This is a genomic window from Mucilaginibacter sp. OK283, from assembly GCF_900110415.1.
Taxonomy (GTDB): Bacteria; Bacteroidota; Bacteroidia; order Sphingobacteriales; family Sphingobacteriaceae; genus Mucilaginibacter.
This window is the reverse complement of record NZ_FODR01000011.1, coordinates 1-19533: the sequence shown is the minus strand read 5'-3', so window position 1 is coordinate 19533 and position 19533 is coordinate 1. Positions and strand designations below refer to the sequence as shown.

The window sequence follows — 19533 nt, the reverse complement described above, 5'->3', positions numbered from 1 at the left end:
CTCAAATTTCAATGACATTATAGCCTTATATAAAGTTATATTCCTTGAATCTGTATGGTTTTTATTGTAATTTAGCCGGTACATCACATGTAACCTAATAATACTGCATGTTTTTATAACCTGAATTATAAACTATACGCCGGGTACATAAGTTTTAATGCTTAATGTGTACTTACCAACATGAGATTTTTTTTATCGGGAACTATAACGGTTATTCTATTAAATATCCTATTTGTATTGCCAGTTAATGCGCAATCGTATGGGCTTGGGTTTTATAGCCACGAAGTGGTGCAGGATAAGCGTACTACTTTAGATTTAAGCCTGAGTAATGTCTCCCCAAAAGAAAACCTGGAAATTTCATTCGACTTGTCTTTCATGCCCAATCATGAAATATATTTTGGTTATATATTGAGGATTGTTGACGATAATAAACAAAACATCGATTTAGTTTATGATAACCAGGCTAACACCCGGCATTTTAAGATCATCATCGGCGACCGGCTTTCAAAAATCTCGTTTAATATTGACGATAAGATGCTGTTTGAGCGTTGGAACAAATTGCGCTTGCTGATTGATTATAAGAATGATAGGATCATTATATTCTCCGGGCGGGAATCATTTTCGGAGTCGGGTGTTCACCTGAAGCAAAGTCGAAATTACAAACTACTTTTTGGTGCCAATGCTTACCGCCAATATCAAACAACTGATCTTCCGCCGTTAAAATTAAGGGATGTTAATGTAACACAAAGCGGTACGCTGTTGGCCAACTGGCCACTTAACGAATGGGAGGGCTGTGTTGCCAATGAAAGCGTGAACCAAAACAATGGAACAATAACAAACCCCTTATGGATAAAAGCACGCCATCGTAACTGGCAAATGGAAAAAGAGTTTACGGTGCCTGGCGATGCCAGCGTTGCTTTTGATGGGGCTAATGAAGTTGTTAACATAATCTCGCAAGATTCATTAGTTACATTTTCGGTGAATAAAACGCCGCAGTTAAAAAGTACGGCTTACAATTCGGGCAGGCAATTGCTGGTGCCCGGCGATCAGGCGCTGTTTGATAACGACAAACTATATTATTTGTATATCGATCAGATGGCCGTTGCTACCTATGATTTTAAAACCGGACGGTGGAACAAAGGTTTCAAAAGCCTTGCAACCAATAATGGGCATCTGAATAAGTTTTACAATAAAAAGGATAGTTGCATTTATACCATTGGCGGCTATGGTCAGCTGATATATAAGGATAGCGTGAAATGTTACAACGTAGTTACCAATAGCTGGCAAAAAGTAGCAGTGAAAGGCGATACCTTTACCCCCCGATACCTGGCGGGCCTGGGCGTCAATAAAACCGGCGATACCGCTTATGTAATAGGCGGGTACGGTAGTGCTTCGGGGCAGCAGATAGTGAACCCGCGCAATTTGTACGATATGATGCGGTTTTCGGTTAAAGACAAATCCTTTAAAAAGCTGTTTACTATCGATGTTAAAGGTGAAGATTTTGTATTTGCAAACTCTTTGGTCATCAACGAAAAAAGCAGGTCGTACTATGGGCTCATTTTTCCCCAGCACAAATTTAATTCAAGCATTCAGCTTATCCAGGGATCCTTGGATAAGGCAAGCTATCATTTGGTAGGTGATACTATCCCTTTTCTTTTTCATGATATTCACTCTTATGCCGATTTGGGTTATTTTCCGCACAGCGGTAAGTTTTTGGCTATAACGCTTTTCAGGGAAAACGATCGGACAAGAATCAAGATATATTCTCTGTTAAGCCCACCCGAGCCGTTGGCAGATAAAGTGGTTGAGATTAGCCACGTCAATTATTTCTTATGGATAGGCGGCGTATGCGCTGCTGGTTTAGTGTTAACTTTGGCTACTGTCATTGTCCGTCGGCGTAAAAAAGGAATCGTCCCGGTACCGTCTAAGACAGTTAACGATTTGCCTGTAGTTGCTCGCCACACCGAACCGGAGTTCGTAGAAGAAGATGATCACATGCGAACCAGCAACAGTAATGCCATATTTTTATTTGGCGATCTTCAGCTTTTTACCCCTGATGGGAACGAGATAACCAAATATTTTACACCTTTATTAAAAGAGTTGTTCCTTGTGATATTACTGTACTCGGTAAAACTGGATAGGGGGGTAAGCTCCGAAAAGTTGAACGAGATACTTTGGTTTGATAAATCAGAAAAAAGCGCACGTAACAACCGTTCGGTAAATATTGCAAAACTTAAATCGCTGCTGGATAAAATGGGGCATTGCCATTTATCAAAGGATACCGGTTATTGGAAGATAGAGATTGATTATACCAATATATTGGTTGATTATCACAATTACCTGAATATCGTGTGCAACAAAACCAGGTTGAACAAGCAAAGAATAATCCAGCTTACTCATATCACCCAAAGAGGTAATTTTTTATCGAACATTGAATATGAGTGGCTTGATGCTTTTAAATCGGAAGTGTCTAACGAAATCATCGACTCATACATTCAATTTGCAAACAGTGTTCAAATTGCCGACGACCCCGAGTTTTTAATAAAACTGGCCAATGATATTTTCTACTTCGACCCTGTAAACGAGGAAGCCATGATATTGAAATGTAAAGCTCTTGCACATATTGGTAAACATTCGCTGGCAAAAAACACTTTTGAGAGTTTTAATAAAGAGTATAAAGTGATTTATGGCGAAGCTTTTGACCGCGATTTCAATTCAATTTTGGAATAAATCTGTTACAAAAGCTATTTTCTTGCCCCATTAATCAATTATTAATAGTTCATTAAGTTTTATGGGCAATTTTGACACTGTAAACCAAATATAAATTTTCTGAGATGGTTAATCATTTTTCCCGATTGTTAAAGTCGGTTCCGGTATTTGCGTTATTGAGCGTTACACACCCTGGTACAAGTTATGCGCAAAGCGCCGATGGTAATTTAGAATACATTGACCCACGCATTGGCAATGTGGGCCAACTTTTGGAGCCCACCCGGCCTACCATGCACCTGCCCAACCAAATGATTAGGATGTACCCTAAACGGGCCGATTATATTGACGACCAGGTATCGAGCTTTCCGCTCAATATGGTTTCGCACAGGCTGGGCGAGGTTTTTGCCATAAAGCCCGATGATAAACCGCTCACCGCCGACTCCTGGAACGAGCAAATGCCTTATGATCATGATCTGGAAATAACGCGGCCGTGGTATTATTCAACTTACCTTATTGATAAGGAGATTACCGTGCTGTTTACCCCAGGAAAAAAAGTAGGTATATACAGGTTCTCCTTTCCTGCAAAAACAGCCGCTAAAAGCATCCTCTTTAACGTATATAACGAAGGGGTGGCCAGCTGGAACTTTACCGGTGACAATGAAGTAACCGGCACAGAAACTTATCATGATGATATTAAAGTATATGTTTATGGGCAGTTTAGTGCAAAAGGAACGGCCGGGGTAATTAAGGATGGTGTTTTAACCAAACAAACATCAATAGAAGGTAAGGATGCCCGGTCATTTATTACATTTTCAGGTGATGCTCCGGATAATATTGAATTTAAATACGCTATATCTTACGTAAGCGCACAGCAGGCAAGGCAGAATTTTAAAGATGAATTTACCGGGGTTGACTTTGCGACTTTAATGGCAGCTGCTAAAAATGCGTGGGCAAAAGTAGTGAACCAGGTACAGGTTGAAGGGGGGACAGTAGCCCAGCGCCGGTCGTTTTATACTGCCCTGTACCGCAGTAATGAGCGCATGGTTGATATTAATGAGGATGGGCATTATTACAGCGGCTACGATAAAAAAGTGCACGACAGTAACCGGCCTTTTTATGTAGATGACTGGGTGTGGGACACCTACCTGGCATTGCACCCGCTCAGGTCAATATTAAACCCTGCCATGGAATCGGACATGCTGAACTCTTACGTGAACATGTACCGGCAAAGTGGCTGGATGCCTACCTTCCCGGTTTTATTTGGCGATAACCCCTGTATGAATGGTTTCCACTCTACAGTGATGTTCCTGGACGATTATCGCAAAGGGATCCGTGGCTTTGATGTGGAAAAAGCATATGAAGGTATCCTGAAAAATGCAACCCAGGCCACCATGCTGCCCTGGGAGAACGGCCCCAAATGCGAGCTGGATGATTTCTATTACAACAAAGGTTATTTCCCCGCCCTGCAAAAAGGCGAAAAAGAAACAGTAAGCCTTGTGCATTCATTCGAGAAAAGACAAGCTGTTGCGGTAACCTTGGGTGGCAGTTATGATGATTGGGCTGTTGGCGAACTGGCGGCTGAATTGAAAAAGACAGATGATCAGCCCATATTCGCAAAACGTGCATCTAACTATAAAAACCTATGGAACGACGATAAAAAGATGTTCCTTCCAAAGGATAAAGACGGCAACTGGATAAATATCGACCCTAAATTTGATGGTGGCCTGGGTGGCCGTGATTTTTATGATGAAAATAACGGCTGGACTTACCTTTGGCAGGTACAACATGATATACCCGGATTGATCGGTTTAATGGGTGGCAAAGCTAATTTTGAGGCGAAGCTGGATCAAACATTTCGCGAAAGCCTTGATCGCAGTAAGTACCAGTTCTGGGCTAAATTTCCGGATGCTACTGGTTTGGTTGGCCAGTATTCAATGGGCAACGAGCCAAGTTTCCATATACCATATCTATATAATTATGTAGGTGCCCCCTGGAAAACACAGAAACGGATCCGTTTCCTGCTTGATGTATGGTATAAGGATAACATTTTCGGTATCCCAGGCGACGAGGATGGTGGCGGAATGTCGGCCTTTGTGGTGTTCTCATCTATGGGCTTTTATCCAATTACACCCGGCAAGCCTATATATACTATAGGAAGCCCTGTTTTTAGTAAGGTTACTATCAGTTTGCCAAACGGAAAGCAGTTTAAATTGATCGCAAATAACTGTTCGGTGATTAATAAGTATATCCAAAGCGCAAGGTTTAACGGCGAAATTTTAAATAAACCATGGTTTACTCATGAGCAACTGACGGCCGGTGGAACCCTCGAACTGGAAATGGGCCCAAAACCAAATAAAGACTGGGGTATTTGATCTAATCAACAAAACAAAACATTAACCACTATCCTGATGAAAAAACAAGTTTTCAGCATCTTGCTGCTACTGCTATGCACTGTTGCTTATAGCCAAAAACACGGCAAAACATCCGCATTTAAAAGTTATAAGGGGTTGGTAATGGCCGGCTACCAGGGTTGGTTTAATGCCCCGGAAGATGAGGCAGGCCGGTGGTGGAACCATTACTTATCACATGGTAAGTTTGAACCTGGCTTTACCAATATTGATATATGGCCCGATGTGAGCGAATATAAAAAGACCTATAAATCGCCCTTTAAACTGGCCGATGGCAGTAATGCGTACCTCTATAGTTCATACGATGACTCTTCGGTTGAAACCCATTTTAAATGGATGCAGCAATATGGCGTAGACGGTGTGTTTGTGCAGCGTTTTATTGCCGATGTACAGCGGGGCAGAGGGCGTAACCATAATGATGTGGTTTTGGGCAACGCGCTTAAGTTTTCGGAAAAGTATCGTAGGGCAATTTCGGTAATGTACGATCTTTCGGGGATGGGTGCCGGAGGCGATTCGCTGGTAATAAAAGATTGGAAGCATTTGGTTGACAGCATGAAATTAACCAACCGCGGCAATAAGCAAACCTGGCTATACCATAACGGTAAGCCCCTGGTAGCCGTTTGGGGTGTAGGCTTTAACGATAATAGGAAATATGGCCTTGCCGAAGCTGAGCGAATCATCGATTTTTTAAAGAATGACCCTGTTTATGGCGGATGTGCCGTACTGCTTGGTGTACCAACTTATTGGCGCGATTTTGGAAGCGATACCGAGAAAGACCAACACCTGCATGATCTGTTGCGTAAGGTGGATATTGTACACCCATGGTTTGTAGGCCGTTTTAACGAGGATGCTTACCCCAAATTTCAGGCCCGGATAGTGGATGATATTGCCTGGTGTAAAGCCAATAAGGTGGACTATGTGCCTACAATTTTCCCGGGCTTCAGCTGGCATAATATGAATCCGCGGGCGCCTCAAAACCAGATTCCGCGCAACCGGGGAAGCTTTTACTGGAAACAAATTAACGGTGCTATAAAAAGCGGCGCCGACATGCTGTACGTTGCCATGTTTGATGAGGTTGATGAGGGTACCGCCATCCTCAAAGCATCCAAAAACCCACCTGTAGGGCTCAGCACGTTTGTTAAATATGAGGATGATATCCCCAATGATTATTATTTATACCTTACGGGTTATGCTGCCAAAATGCTTAGGCGGCAGCTGCCTTTACGGGAAAATGTACCACCGCCGGTAAAAAAATAACCGGGGTTTAGTTGATGTTACCAGGTGTTTGGTAACCGGTGTGCCCGGGGTGAGATACGGGCACACTTTTTTTGCTTCAATTAGGGTATGCTTTTTCAGGACAGTAAAACTATCCTAATGGTTTTCAAAAAAAGGCCGCTGGCACCAATGGTTCCAGCGGCCTTTTTTTGCATAGATATAACCTTTATTACAACACCGGCTTTGTAGGCCTTGTTGCCGTAAGCGGAGTTATTTTCTTGAACATTTTAGCCCCGTCGCCGGTAAGCCTCAGGTAGTAATCTGCAGAGCAGGCGGTGCCGTCTTCATCAAGTCCCAAAAAGCCGGAGCCTGCCGGTATAAATGCCTGGCTTTCGGCAGTTTTAGCTATCTGGTTGCCTTCGTTATATTCATCAAACATCGAGATGTAGATGCCCTGCGCGCCGACCCGGGTCATGTTGTAAAACTGGCGCCACATAAAGTCGCCGTGGGCGCGCTGCCGGCCGGATAGATCGCCGGGCAGTACACAGGGCTGGTAATCAATGCCGTTGGCATTGCAATAGGCCTGGTCGGCTTTATTGATAGTTACAAAAAAGCCGTCAGACTGGTTGGCATTGCCAATTCTGCCGACCATCCAGGGCGAAAGCATATCAAATGCCTTATATGTATTTAAAAAGTCGGGGCGCGAATCGCTGGTTTGCGTAAGCCAGTTTGTAGGTACACCTCCAATAACATAACAACCTTTGCTTTTAAACCATTTAATCACTTCAAGACAGTTTGCCGCGGTAAAATCATGGTTGTTATCGGCAAAGCCAAATCCCCAGATACATACCACCGGCTTGCCATTTTGCTTTGCATAGGCAGGCGACGAAGTATATTGCGACATTTTATTGGTCCAGTCGGTTTTTAGCTCGGTTTGCATGTTTGTCCAGCCGCTTACATCGTACATAATGTAAAACTTAACACCGTTTTTTTCGGCTGCTATTTTGGTTTTGGCTGCCATGGCATCGCGTACAGGGCCTTCCAGTCCGCTTGGGTTAAAACGTTGAAGCGCAGCACCGTCAATACCATAGTCTTTCATCCATTTAAACTGGGTATCGATAGTTTGGTCTGAAAATGAAGAGAATACCGTTGCCGGCTGCCCATTGCCTAAATTGGCAAATTTGGTAGGGAAGGTGCTGGTATAGTCGCGTACGTCGGGCCAGGCCGAAATAGCTTTATTGGTTGTTGATGGCTGCTGTTCCCAGGTTTGTGCCCAGTGCCAGTACCTGTCTATCGGCGATCCGTCGCCTATCGCTGCAAACCAGCCCTGGTAACCTACTACTACCTTGCCAACTACATCGCCAACCGGCGAGGGGGTGCGGTCGATGGTATCGGTTGGCGTTACCGGCGGGGTTGGGGTATTAGTACTTTTTTTTGAACAACTGGTGTTCGCCGCTATCAGCGTTATCAGTAGCAACGCGTTGAATGATCTTCTTCTCATGTCCCTTGTTTTATTTGTTTATATCTTTTATTTTTTCAATCCGTTAATATCCGTCTGAATCACTTTCCTGATGGTGCCATCGGCATTGTAGTATAATTTATTTACGCAGATAGACCTTAGCCAATCGTTGTGCGATAGCGAACTGTTATGGTAAAAGGCATACCATTGCCCTTTAAATTCAACTATTGAACCATGATCGGTAAAACTGTCGGTAGGGTCAAGGTATACGCCTTTATAGGTCCAGGGGCCAAGCGGGTTATTGCTTGTTGCATAGCGCATGCGATTGAATTTACCGGCCTCGTTAAAATTATCGGCGTATGACAGGTAGTAGATTCCGTTTCTTTTATGTACCCAGCTTGCCTCATGAAAATCGGTAAGGCCCTGCATGGTTTTCATTTCGCCATCAAGCTCTATCATATTATCCTTCAGCTTGCCGCCCTTGCAGATGTTGCCACCGCCGTAGTACAAATAGGCCTGCCCGTTATCGTCAACAAACACACAGGGATCTATCAATGATTCGAGCCCATGGATGTATCCCTGCGATTTAAAGTCCTTTGCCGGGCTTTTGCTGGTTGCTACGCCTATTTTCCAGGTGGTATTCCATTCGGTACCGCTGGGGTGCGGGAAGTACAGGTAGTAGCTGCCGTTTTTATAAGCACAATCGGGCGCCCACATGAAACCGCCTTCGGGGCGGCCCCAATCAACGTCGCTTGCCTGTAATACCTGTCCTTCATCCCGCCAGTGTACCATATCATCGGTGGAGTATACATGATATTTATCCATCAAATCGCAGCCACGCGGTGGATCGATGTCATGAGAAGGGTATATATACAACCGGCCATCAGCCCAAACATGTGCCGAAGGATCGGCAGTGTATATATCGGTAATAAAAGGGTTTTTAAAACCATCGCCCTTTGGGTCTTCAATAACCACTGTTGCGGTTTCGCTGGTAGTGTTGCTTTTTTTTGAGCAACTGCTTATTGCCACCGCAAGGGTAATTAAAAGTATCGCATGAACTATCTTCCTATTCATATTATTTACTTTTTGATAGGTCCGGTTGGTATTACTTTTTTAATAGTACCATCAGCGTTATAGTAAAGCTTATCTACACAGATAGACCGTAACCAATCCTGGTGGGAGAGCGAACTGTTATGGTAAAACGCGTACCACTGCCCCTTAAACTGAACAATGGAACCATGGTTAGTATAACTATCTGTAGGGTCCATATAAACACCTTTCGAAACCCAGGGGCCTAATGGACTATTGCTGGTGGCATAACGCATTTGGTTGTGTTTGCCATTAACATCATGATTATCTGAGTAGGAGAGGTAATAAATGCCGTTCCGTTTATGTACCCAACTGGCCTCATGAAAATCTTCCAGGCCTTCCATTTTTTGCATTTCTCCATCAATTTCAACCATATTGCTTTTTAGCTTGCCACCTTTGCAGGTGCCGCCGCCACCATAATAAAAATAAGCCTGGCCATCGTCATCTATAAACACACATGGATCTATCATCGATTCCAGTCCTTTGATATACCCCCGTGATTTAAACCCGCTTGCCGGGCTTTTGCTGGTGGCCACGCCAATTTTCCAGGTGCTGTTCCACGCGGTGCCGCTTGGATGCGGGAAATAAAAGTAATAGGTGCCATTTTTGTAAGCGCAATCGGGCGCCCACATAAAACCGCCTTCGGGGCGGCCCCATTCAACCTGGCTGGCGTTTAGTATTTCGCCATGATCTTTCCAATGTACCATGTCGTCGGTTGAGTAAACGTGGTACCTGTCCATCAAATCGCAGCCGCGTGGCGGGGCTACGTCATGCGATGGATATACGTACAGGCGGCCGTCTTTCCACACATGGGCAGATGGATCGGCTGTGTAAATATCAGTAACAAATGGGGTTCCAACAGCTGTGGTATCGGCCGGTTTATCCTGGGCAATACACAAAGAGGTTGATAATGTTCCCAGGCTTATGGCCAGTATAGCCGATATTTTTATTAAATTATGCTTTATCATCAGGATGCTGTTTCTTTTTTTAAATGGCAGAGAAATTACTTTCTCCGCCATTTTGATGTTTATAAATTAATGAAGGGTTAGGGGACAATTATTTTGATATAAACCTCAGGTCATCTATGCCGGTAACCAAGTCGGTATGTGTTTTACTATCAGTCCAGAAAAAGATACGGAAGTGGTTAATCGCCGTATAATCGGCACCGCCATCGCCTGTTTTTATAGCTTTGTCAAAATCAAGTTTTACCAGGTTCCACCCATTTTTTAACGACGGTATAAGCGGAGCTATATCCCAGGCCGATTCGTTTGCATCCGATTTTCCGGAGCTTGTAATCTCAATGGAGCCATCGGCTTTAATCAGTGATACATCAGATACATACCACCAGAACTGGAACCTGCCGGTGTTTTCGGCAAAGGTTGTATTAACTGGTGTAGCAACGTCTTTAATAAATTGCATAAAGTCGCCACCATTTGCAATGGTATTTTTGATATAACCTGTACCTTCTTTTTGGCCGGTAGTTGTAATATTTACCTCGCCTACTGTTTGCCAGCCGTCTTTTGAGTCACAGGCATCAAAAACAACAGGTGGCGGCGGCGGCAAGGCAGCAACCCTGATATCATCGATACCAAAATTCTGGTCGGTAGCTGCTTTGGCTGCGGTCCAAAAGAATATCTTTATAAAGTTCATAGCTGTTAAATCCGGGCCGCCATCTCCGGATACATATCCGTCGGTAAATTTCAGCTCCAGGTGGTTCCAGCCATTTGTTAATGTTGGGATAATTTTATCCATTCCCCAGCCAATGCGCTTTTTATCCGGATCGGCGGCGCTGCTAAATTGTATCTGGCCATCTACTTTAAGCAAAGAAACATCCTGAACATAAAACCAGAGTTTTAGTTCGCCGGTACTTAAGCTTACTTTTGTGTTAACAGGGGCGGGCAGGGTTTTAATAAACTGCATAAAGTCTTGTCCCGTTTTAATTGTTGCCTGGATATAGCCTGTACCTTCCTTTTTGCCGGTTGTTGCTAAAACAGGATCTCCGCCTGCTACCTGCCAGCCATCGGTTTTATCGCAATTGTCAATTACAACAGATGTATCGATAACCGGAGGTGTTGTTGTATCAACAGGGGGAGGCGGTTTAAGGCCTGATGTATCCCGCGAAACATATTTTTCTTTTTGGCAGCCCACAATTATAAGGCCTGCCATGAGGATGGCGCATACCATCGTTGTTTTAATGAATTTCATTTCCTTTTTTGGTTTAAGGTTAAATTATTTAGGAACGTCTATCTGCACTATTTCCGAAAAATTTGAGCTGTTGAAACTATCGCTTAAACGCACCCCGGCACGTACAAAAAATGTGCGGCCCGGAATGAGATTGGGCACAGTTAAGGTGATAGATTTTTGGGCATCAGTCAGGTCAATAAATTCTTTATTGATGGTTACAGCATTTAAATCCGAGAAGTCTCTGATAGAAGCTCCTGTACCTACCAGCCTTGTTGTATTTACATAAGGCTGCACATCCTTAATGGTTGGCAACCCTGCAATAACGGGTGCGGTAATATCAAACTTTATGGTTAAGGTTGTGCCGGTTAAACTGGTGGTAAAGTTTTTAATGACGATGTACGGAGTAACAACAAAATCGTGTTTAGTGCCTTTATCAATATTCACCGTCAGGGTATCATAAACTGGCCAAAAAGCGCCCCCGGTAGGTACAACCTTATATGCGCTTTTAAAAAGTTTGGTGTCCTGAAATGTACCGTCAAACTTACTTGGGATAGTTTGTGGGGTGGTCCAGCCAATTTGCTGAAGCTTTATTGTAGTGCTACCGCCCGACGTTGGTAAATTACCGCCTTCAGAAGAAATTATATTACCCTGGAATGAGGCGTTTGGGCCATCGTAATTGTCTGTTTTTGTACATGCAGAACCTGCCAGTATAACTACGCCCACCAAAATTCTGCTAATCAGTTTTTTCATATCTTAAATTTTAAATTCTTAATAATTTGGATTGTTAGGGAGCAGGTTAGGGTTCTTTCCGATTTCGCCTCCCGGAATTCCTTCATAATAAAATTGCTTCTGGAAAGAATATTCGCGGTTAAACAACTCGGGTTCTGCTAAGAAGATGAATTTATTTTCATTCAATACGTAATATGGCATCAAGCCTTTAAAATGCGCACGGTCAAGCACCACATCGGCGGTTCGCCATCTTTTTAAATCCCAATAGTATTGGTTTTCAAAGGCAAGTTCCATGCGCCTTTCGTTACGGACTTTATTCAAATCGATAGAAGCGTAAGGGCTTGCACCGGCCCGACTCCTGATCAGGTTAACCGAGGTTAATGCATCGCCGGTGTTGCCCAATTCCATAGCTGCTTCTGCCCGGTTTAACAAAATCTCGCCATAACGAAGGTCAATCCAGGGCTGTTCGCTCCTGTTAAGGTCAACTGCCGACTGGGGTTTGTTATAGTCAACATATTTGCGCACATAAAAGCCTGTACGTGTTAGTTCGTCGCCACCTGTCCATGGGCCGGTAAAGCCAATTACCTGTTTGCCCTGGTACAATGTTTTTGTGTCGCCTGCAAGTATGTATGAGCGGGAATTGGCCGGTTTTGCAACCTCGGCGGCAGCTGTGCCGCTAAAAGCCGGATAAATGCCCCTTTGCATATCAAACATGAGCCCCCTTAAGGTTGCCCCGGGGAAATAAACGGTGGCCAGCAATCTTGGTTCAAGGCCCTGCATCAATTGGGCACGGTTATCAAAACGCTTGGGCGTACCATCGCCGTTAGTTACCGGTAACTCTCCCCAAAGCCTTACAAAATCCAACGTTGGGTATGAACGCGAAAGCGCATTGGCTGTCATGTAGCGCGGCGACATGGTAGCATCCCAGCTATGTGCAGTGTGGGTAGCGATAGAATACTGTTTTATAAAAATATTTTCGGGGCTTGTGTTTTTTAAGAACAGATCAACATAGTTTTGTACCTTGTCTGAATTTGCATTGTAAAGGGAGTAATGGCCTTCCAGCAATTTGGCGGCATCATAGGCCGCCTGGAAATAGGCGGTTGCCTTATCTGCAGGGATGCCTACCAGACCTTGCGTACGCGCAGGCCCATCAACAAAGTTTACCGAGCCGTACCTGGCAACACATGCCGCATACAGCATTGCTCTTGATTTTAATGCGGCTGCGGCATACCTGTTGGCCCTGCCAGCATCACTGGTTTCGGGCATCATCTGGTAACCCAAATCAAGTTCGGCCCCTATGAAATCCCATACGGCCTGTTCTTTATCACGATGTACCTGGAGTGTTGACAGCGGGGCGCCCGGATCCTGTGGCACGGTTATAATAGGAATGCCGCCATAACGTTTGGCCAGGCCAAAATAATAGTATGCCCTTAAAAAATGGGCTTCGCCCAAAAGGGCATTTACAGTTGGCTGGCTTAGCTTGGCCACATGTTTAGGCAGTTCGTCTATCAGGATATTTACATTCCTGATATCGCCATATGGCCAGTAACCAAAGCCGCCGCCAATGTCCATCCCTCCAAAAGGGCCAACTTCTTCGCCAGTAACCGAGGCCGAATTGTAAAAGTTTTCCCAATCGTTGCCCCCTGTTTTAAATCCCTGGTCGGGCCGGTATTTAAAGTCTTCAATAGGCAAATTCTGGTATATGGTTGCTAAAAACGACTTAACACCGGCCTCGCTGTCATATATAATATCGGGGGTAAAGATATTGGTTGGCGCAATATTCAGCTTTTGGCAGGAAGTTAGCGAAGCTCCTACGCTGATAGATATTGCTATAATAAATTTATGTATACTTTTCATGTGTCAATAGTTATTCGTTAATAATTCGCTTTTTAAAAGCGCTCATGAGATGCTCAGCAGTTTAAAAGGAAACGTTTGCTCCCAGGTTAAAAGTCCGGTTCATCGGGTAGGTGTAGCCTGCGAAAGCTTTGCTGAAATCACCGTTATCTCTTGGGTTGGGGCCCTGGTGCTCAGGATCGTAATTCTTTAACCCGGTAAATGTTAGCAGGTTGTAGCTGTTTGCATATACCCTGAGTTTTCTAACGCCTATGCTTTTCAGTATTGCAGGAGATAATGAATAACCAAATTCCAATGTTTTTATACGCAGGTAACTGGCGTTTTGTATAGCTTTTGTGCCCTGTGCGGCAGGCGAACCCATTGCAGGGTAATAGCCTGGTACCCATTGTGTATTGGGGTCAAAAACGTTTGCCGAAGGGTCTGCCGTGTGCCAGCTGTCAAGGAAACGTGTTAAAGCGCTTCTGCCATACATCAGCGGCTCGGCAAATTGTTCGCCGTATTGTACGTAAACACCGGCAGCGCCTTGCAACAGCATGTTCATATCAAAACCTTTGTAGCTTAAGCCTACGGTAAAACCATAGTTGTACAGGGGGATATCGGTAGTTGCAATAGGGTGGCTGTCCTTATCATCTATAACGCCGTCACCATTCCAGTCTTTGTAGTAATAGTCGCCGGGAATTGTATTGTTATTGCCACCACCTGTGTTTACGCCATAATTATAAATTTGCTTGTAGGTGGTAAACTGCCCGGCATACTCCGGCCCCCACCAAACATTCTGATACCTGTCTGTTTGGTTCTCTTTCCAGTTTAAATACTCGTTACCCGAATTACTGCGCAGAACTTTCATTTTCTTCAGGCGGGTTGTGCCTATATTACCGGTAAGGTTTACGCCCACCTGGCCAAAGGTGTTCCTGTACGATAGGTTAAAATCTAAACCCTGTACCCGGTCGCTTTCATAATTGATTTGTGGCACAGCTGCACCCACTGTTCCGGGTAATGCAACCGAAGGTGTGGCGGGTAATCCGGTCCTGTCGTTTCTGAAAACTTCAATAGTTCCGTCAACTTTTCCACCAAACAAACCAAAATCAACGGCTATATTCTTTATAGTACTTATTGGCCATGTTAAACCAGGGTTGCCAAGTTTTGGCGCTGACCCATTTACCGCGCTTGCACCAAAAATGTAGTTGTTTACCGGGTAGGTATAACCGTTAACATAATTGAATGCGTTACCCTTCTCGTCGCCAACCCGGCCGTAAGAAGCCCTGAGCTTTAAATTGGAAAGGATGTTTTCTGAAATCAGTTTGCGGAAAAAGTTTTCTTTGGTTAAAACCCAGCCCACTGACGCGCCCGGGAAGAAACCATATTGATCGGCGCCCGGTTTATACAAACTGGTGCCATCCCGTCGAAAGCTGAATTCGGCAAGATACTTTCCTTTAAAATCATAATTGAACCGTCCTATAATACTCCTGTGGGCCTGGTCCTGTAAAGCGTTGGCATCCATACCACCGTACATATTGGAATTTTGAAGGCCGCCAAACAAATATTCTACCGGAATCTCGGTATCCCGGTAAGCATTAAAGTTATCGGCAGTTTCATGGCTTTGCTCATAGGTAGCCATAGCTGTGATGTGGTGGTCATCAAAAAAGGTATGGGCATAATTTAACGTTACCTGGCTTAAGGTATTCAAGTGGGTATAATAAGCGCGGGTTATGCCCGAAGGTGAATTAACCACACTTGGTATATACGTATCATCGGCTGCTTTGTAAGTATATAAAGAGAATGTCTTTTTTATTTGATTGTAATCATTAACCCCATAATCAATATTAAATAAGGCCTTTGCACTTAATCCCTTTATACCTGGAATATCATAGGTTAAGTTTAGCTGGCTGGTAATGCTTTTATTCCGGCTTCTTTTTGAACCTACTTTGTCGGCATCGGTTATGATAGAAGGGTTCATGTTATCATCAATTACAGCGGGGTATAAAGGATTATCATTAGCATATATCTGGTGTGTAGGTATTTGGTTCCAGGTGTATTTATAAATAGTCCATTCATCGGTGTAAGGCATGTTTTTTTCATCCATCCAGGCCGATGTTAATACCTGCGCTTTTAGCCCTTTTGTTATATTAGCCGTAACGTTTGAGCGGAAATTATACTTATTATAGTTTAAATCCCCGGTTTTAAAAACACCATCCTGCCGTTGATAACCAAAGTTGAAGAAATAGCTTATTTTGTCGTTTCCGCCATCAATATTTAAATTATGCTGTATTTGGTTGGCTGTTTTCCTGAAAACCATACCTATCCAGTCGGCCGATTTGTAAGTGCCATCAAGCCATGGTTTTATATCGGCATATGAATATTGCGGAGTTACATTGGATACAAAATTATTGGCAAAATCGCGTTTAACTTTTTCATTGGTCAGCATCATGTAGTCAACAGCGCCTACACCCTGCGGCATACCTAAAAAGGTTTGGATAGCATTATTAACTGAGTAATTGATGTTGATATTGCCGTTTTTTCCGCCTTTTTTTGTGGTTATTAAAATGGCACCGCCTGCAGCCCTTATACCGTATATAGATGCAGCAGCGTCTTTCAGCACAGAAACACTTTCAATTTCATTGGGGTCCATCCGGCCTATTGTTGATTGGTCGCCGCCAATTACACCATCAATTACAACCAATGGAGCGCTTGTGAAGCCCCTGATATTTAAATTGTTGGCGAAAGATCCCGGTTCGGCAGTTGTTTGAACAATGCGTACGCCAGGTATTTTACCACTAAGCATGTTTATAACACTTTCGTTTTTGGTTGTTACAATCTCTTTGCTTTGTAGTGTAGATACAGAACCGGTTATGGTTGCTCTTTTTTGAACACCGTAGCCTACAACTACCACTTCATCAAGGGTTTTGTTAGTTGCAGTTAAAGCGATAATACCGCCTTTTATATCTTTTACAACTACCTCTTTGGTAAGGTAACCTATATATGATACCTGCAAAATCACCTGGGCGTTTGTAACGTTCAGGGTAAACTTTCCTGCAACATCAGTTATGGCACCGGCGGTAGTGCCTTTAATTTTTACACTTACCCCCGGAAGCGCCGACCCATCGGTTAAATCAATGACCTTTCCGCTGATAGAAGTTTGCTGGGCTAACAAACCAAGCGGGAAAAGGAAGAGGAGTATAAGTAAGTATCTAAGTTTTTTCATATTGTCTCTCTGTTAATGGTTAAGTTTAATTGGTTTTGGTTACCTCGTTAGGGCAATAAATAGCGCGTGCAGCGGCATACTTACGGCGGGTTAGGTGCGTAACGGTACATGATCTTAATTTGGTTGGTTAATAAATCACCTGGGCCTTTATGAGTGCTGGCAGGTGCTATAATTGGTTTGTTTTACTAACACAAAAGAAGAGGCGATCATTAATAAAAAATAAATAATAGATTAATTTCAGCTATAGAAGCGCTAAAAAGGTAGGTTTTGAATTATTTTTCGCAATCGATTGCGATTTTATGCGCGACGATGCGCCTAAACTGTAATAAAGGCACCTGGATGGCTTAATATTTTGTAAGCGCCATCCCTAAAGGGGGGCATTGTTGGGGCAACTTAAAAAGAGGCACGATAAAATGCCATTTTCTCAAATTTTGCCATTGCTTAATTCGGTAATGACTTTTCCCGTTCTGACCTTTAAATAAGGGAGATAATGCAGGATATAAATGCAGAAATCCATAAGGCATAAAAAAAGCCTCGCAGAGGTGCGGGGCTTAAGCTTCAGAGAGCGGTGTTTTTTTAACCAATTTATTGAGAAGTTGCGACGAATTGGAAATTTAAGAGAGACTTTTACCATTATTTAAACCGCAGAACTAGTCATCTGCAGTTTTTAAAATTATGTTTATAGCTGTCAGTATATCGAACATGTGACTGTCTTAAGCAGTTCACCCATCTTAACACCAGCTTAAGTTATTTTTTCTGAGCGCCTTTTGTTGCGGCTTCTATAATAACTGCCGCCACTTTTTCGGGTTGCGACATGAATATGACATGGCTCCCCTTTATCTCGGTAACTTTGGTATTGGAACGTTTGTACATCGCCTGTTGAATTTCCGGGGCAATGCTTTTATCTTCTGTGGCAATAAGGCCATAAGCAGGTTTGTCTCTCCATGCAGCATGAGTAATGGGCGTTATAAAACCCTTTGCGTAGAAGGCGCCCTGGGAAGCATACATGAAATCTGCTTCTTCTTTACTGATATCAGCACAAAAGCCGGCGTGATATTTATCTTTGTCATAGTATACAATCCCCTTATCATCAGGAGCAAGAACGCCGTTTTCCGGAGCCGGAGCGGCCGTTTGAAGCCATTGCAGGGCAGATTCGCCATTGTCTGGCTGGAAAGCGGCGATATATACAAGGGCAGCTACCTTAGGGTGATTACCCGCCTCTGTAATTACAGCTCCTCCCCATGAATGTCCTACTAAAATTGCAGGGCCATCCTGTTTGTCCAGGGCTGTTTTTGTGGCAGTTACGTCGTCCTCGAGCGAAGTCAGCGGATTTTGTACTACTGTTACATGGTATCCTTTTTTGGTTAGTACGGCGTACAGGGCTCTATACCCGGAACCATCTGCAAAGGCACCATGTACCAATACTACATTTTTTACTGCTTGTGCAGCTGCTTCAGTTACTGTGCCTGTTACTGTAGCTAACGCAACTGTTAAGGCTACAATGCCGCCTTTTAATGAATTCTTTAATGTTTGCTTTTTCATGATTTTGTCGTTGAGTTTTTTTGTTTGGATCAACGATACAAAGTTGCGGTGAAAAGCGACCGGAGACCATAGGCACAATTCCCGGTTAGTTGTGACTATTTCCCTTCTTTGGAATCTTTTGGCGAATTTCTGAAGTCCGATGGCGATAGGCCGGCATTTTTTTTGAAGAAGTTGGAGAAGTAGGGCACATCTTCAAACCCGAGTTCGAAGGTAATGTGCTTTACCGACCTGTCGGTATAGGACAAAAGCCGCTTAGCCTCTACCGTGATCCTTTCCTGGATGATCTGTGATGGGGTCTTCTGATTGAAAATGGCAAAAAGGTTGGATAAGGTTTTAGGCGACTTGCAAAGCACATCGGCATAAAAACTAACGGAGTGCTCTGTTTTGAAATTAGCTTCGACCAGGAGGTTGAATTTTCTAATGATATGAAACCTTTCGTCCTGCAACTTTTTGACCGGTATATAACCGGATTTTGCCAGCCGGGTCACATAAATGATGAGGCGTTTGAGCAGTACCAGCAGCATTTCATTCTGAATATTGTCTGAGGTTTGAAATTCGTCGATGAAAACATCTGACAGCAATTTTAGCTTTTGTTGTGCAGGGTCATTTAACTGAACAAACATATGATCGGTACTGCTGAACAGGAAGCCTACGCAGCTTACTTCGCTGTCATGATCGATGATACAGTAAAATTCCCGGTTAAACTGCCAGGCAACGATGCCTGCAGAATTTTCAAAGCTGAAAGTTTGGTTAAACAAAAGGGTCAGCAGGGAATTGGCCGGGAAATCATATTTGGTGCCGTCAATGGTAACAGTCTGGCGTTCTCCGGGGTTCCAGGCGATGGTAAAATACTTATTGAACCTATCCCTGCTAAAAAACAGGCGGTCAAAACCCGCTTCTTCTTTAAAAAGCAGCAATTCGCCGCCGGTGCTTTCCTCTCTTAGTGTAAGTTTCATGGTTGATCAAACGAACTTCCAAAGTACTAAAGAAGCGTCAAAGCACAAAGTTAAAACTTGCCGTAAATGCACAATCCCCATTTACCGGTTAGTGGTCGTTGCGCAACTATTGAGACTATTATACAGACGTGAGCCTGTTCGTCCGTTCTTTGAACTATTGATTAAAACGAAGTTAGGAAGTTCACA

Annotated in this window: 12 protein-coding genes; 3 read left to right on the top strand and 9 right to left on the bottom strand. The window is 43.6% G+C overall.

The features are described 5' to 3' along the window. Positions 1-180 precede the first annotated feature (180 nt). From BMX56_RS22175 to BMX56_RS22165, 3 genes are all read left to right on the top strand, one after another. A complete protein-coding gene (locus BMX56_RS22175) occupies positions 181-2730 on the top strand; it encodes a Kelch repeat-containing protein (RefSeq protein ID WP_090651885.1) in 2550 nt (849 codons plus the stop codon). A gap of 104 nt (positions 2731-2834) precedes the next feature. Further along, positions 2835-5081, top strand: coding sequence for a GH92 family glycosyl hydrolase (locus BMX56_RS22170; RefSeq protein WP_090651884.1), 2247 nt, complete (start codon positions 2835-2837; stop codon positions 5079-5081). Between the two features lie 36 nt (positions 5082-5117). After that, positions 5118-6374: a glycoside hydrolase family 99 protein gene (locus BMX56_RS22165; protein ID WP_090651883.1), complete on the top strand. Its 1257-nt coding sequence runs from the start codon at positions 5118-5120 to the stop codon at positions 6372-6374. Between the two features lie 187 nt (positions 6375-6561). Here the strand turns inward: BMX56_RS22165 and BMX56_RS22160 are convergent, their stop codons facing one another. From BMX56_RS22160 to BMX56_RS22120, 9 genes are all read right to left on the bottom strand, one after another. Beyond that, the gene (locus BMX56_RS22160; RefSeq protein ID WP_090651882.1) at positions 6562-7833 is read right to left on the bottom strand and encodes a glycoside hydrolase family 99 protein; all 1272 of its coding nucleotides are present in this window, start codon (positions 7831-7833) and stop codon (positions 6562-6564) included. A 27-nt stretch (positions 7834-7860) separates the two neighbouring features. Further along, the gene (locus tag BMX56_RS22155; protein WP_090651881.1) at positions 7861-8865 is read right to left on the bottom strand and encodes a family 43 glycosylhydrolase; all 1005 of its coding nucleotides are present in this window, start codon (positions 8863-8865) and stop codon (positions 7861-7863) included. A gap of 5 nt (positions 8866-8870) precedes the next feature. Next, positions 8871-9899 carry a family 43 glycosylhydrolase gene (locus BMX56_RS22150; protein WP_090651880.1) on the bottom strand — a complete coding sequence of 343 codons (1029 nt, stop codon included), beginning with the start codon at positions 9897-9899 and terminating at the stop codon, positions 8871-8873. A 37-nt stretch (positions 9900-9936) separates the two neighbouring features. Further along, positions 9937-11085, bottom strand: a complete 1149-nt coding sequence (locus tag BMX56_RS22145) for a hypothetical protein (protein WP_090651879.1) — start codon at positions 11083-11085, stop codon at positions 9937-9939. 24 nt (positions 11086-11109) lie between these two features. Next, positions 11110-11814 (bottom strand): DUF3823 domain-containing protein, encoded by a 705-nt coding sequence (locus tag BMX56_RS22140; protein WP_090651878.1) that lies wholly within the window; start codon positions 11812-11814, stop codon positions 11110-11112. An 18-nt stretch (positions 11815-11832) separates the two neighbouring features. Beyond that, positions 11833-13650: a RagB/SusD family nutrient uptake outer membrane protein gene (locus BMX56_RS22135; protein WP_090651877.1), complete on the bottom strand. Its 1818-nt coding sequence runs from the start codon at positions 13648-13650 to the stop codon at positions 11833-11835. A gap of 61 nt (positions 13651-13711) precedes the next feature. Beyond that, complete coding sequence (locus BMX56_RS22130) at positions 13712-16849, bottom strand: SusC/RagA family TonB-linked outer membrane protein (protein ID WP_090651876.1); 3138 nt, start codon at positions 16847-16849, stop codon at positions 13712-13714. A gap of 747 nt (positions 16850-17596) precedes the next feature. Then, positions 17597-18391 carry an alpha/beta hydrolase gene (locus BMX56_RS22125; RefSeq protein ID WP_090652044.1) on the bottom strand — a complete coding sequence of 265 codons (795 nt, stop codon included), beginning with the start codon at positions 18389-18391 and terminating at the stop codon, positions 17597-17599. Positions 18392-18486: 95 nt separating this feature from the next. Then, the gene (locus tag BMX56_RS22120; protein WP_090651875.1) at positions 18487-19347 is read right to left on the bottom strand and encodes a helix-turn-helix domain-containing protein; all 861 of its coding nucleotides are present in this window, start codon (positions 19345-19347) and stop codon (positions 18487-18489) included. Positions 19348-19533 lie beyond the last annotated feature (186 nt).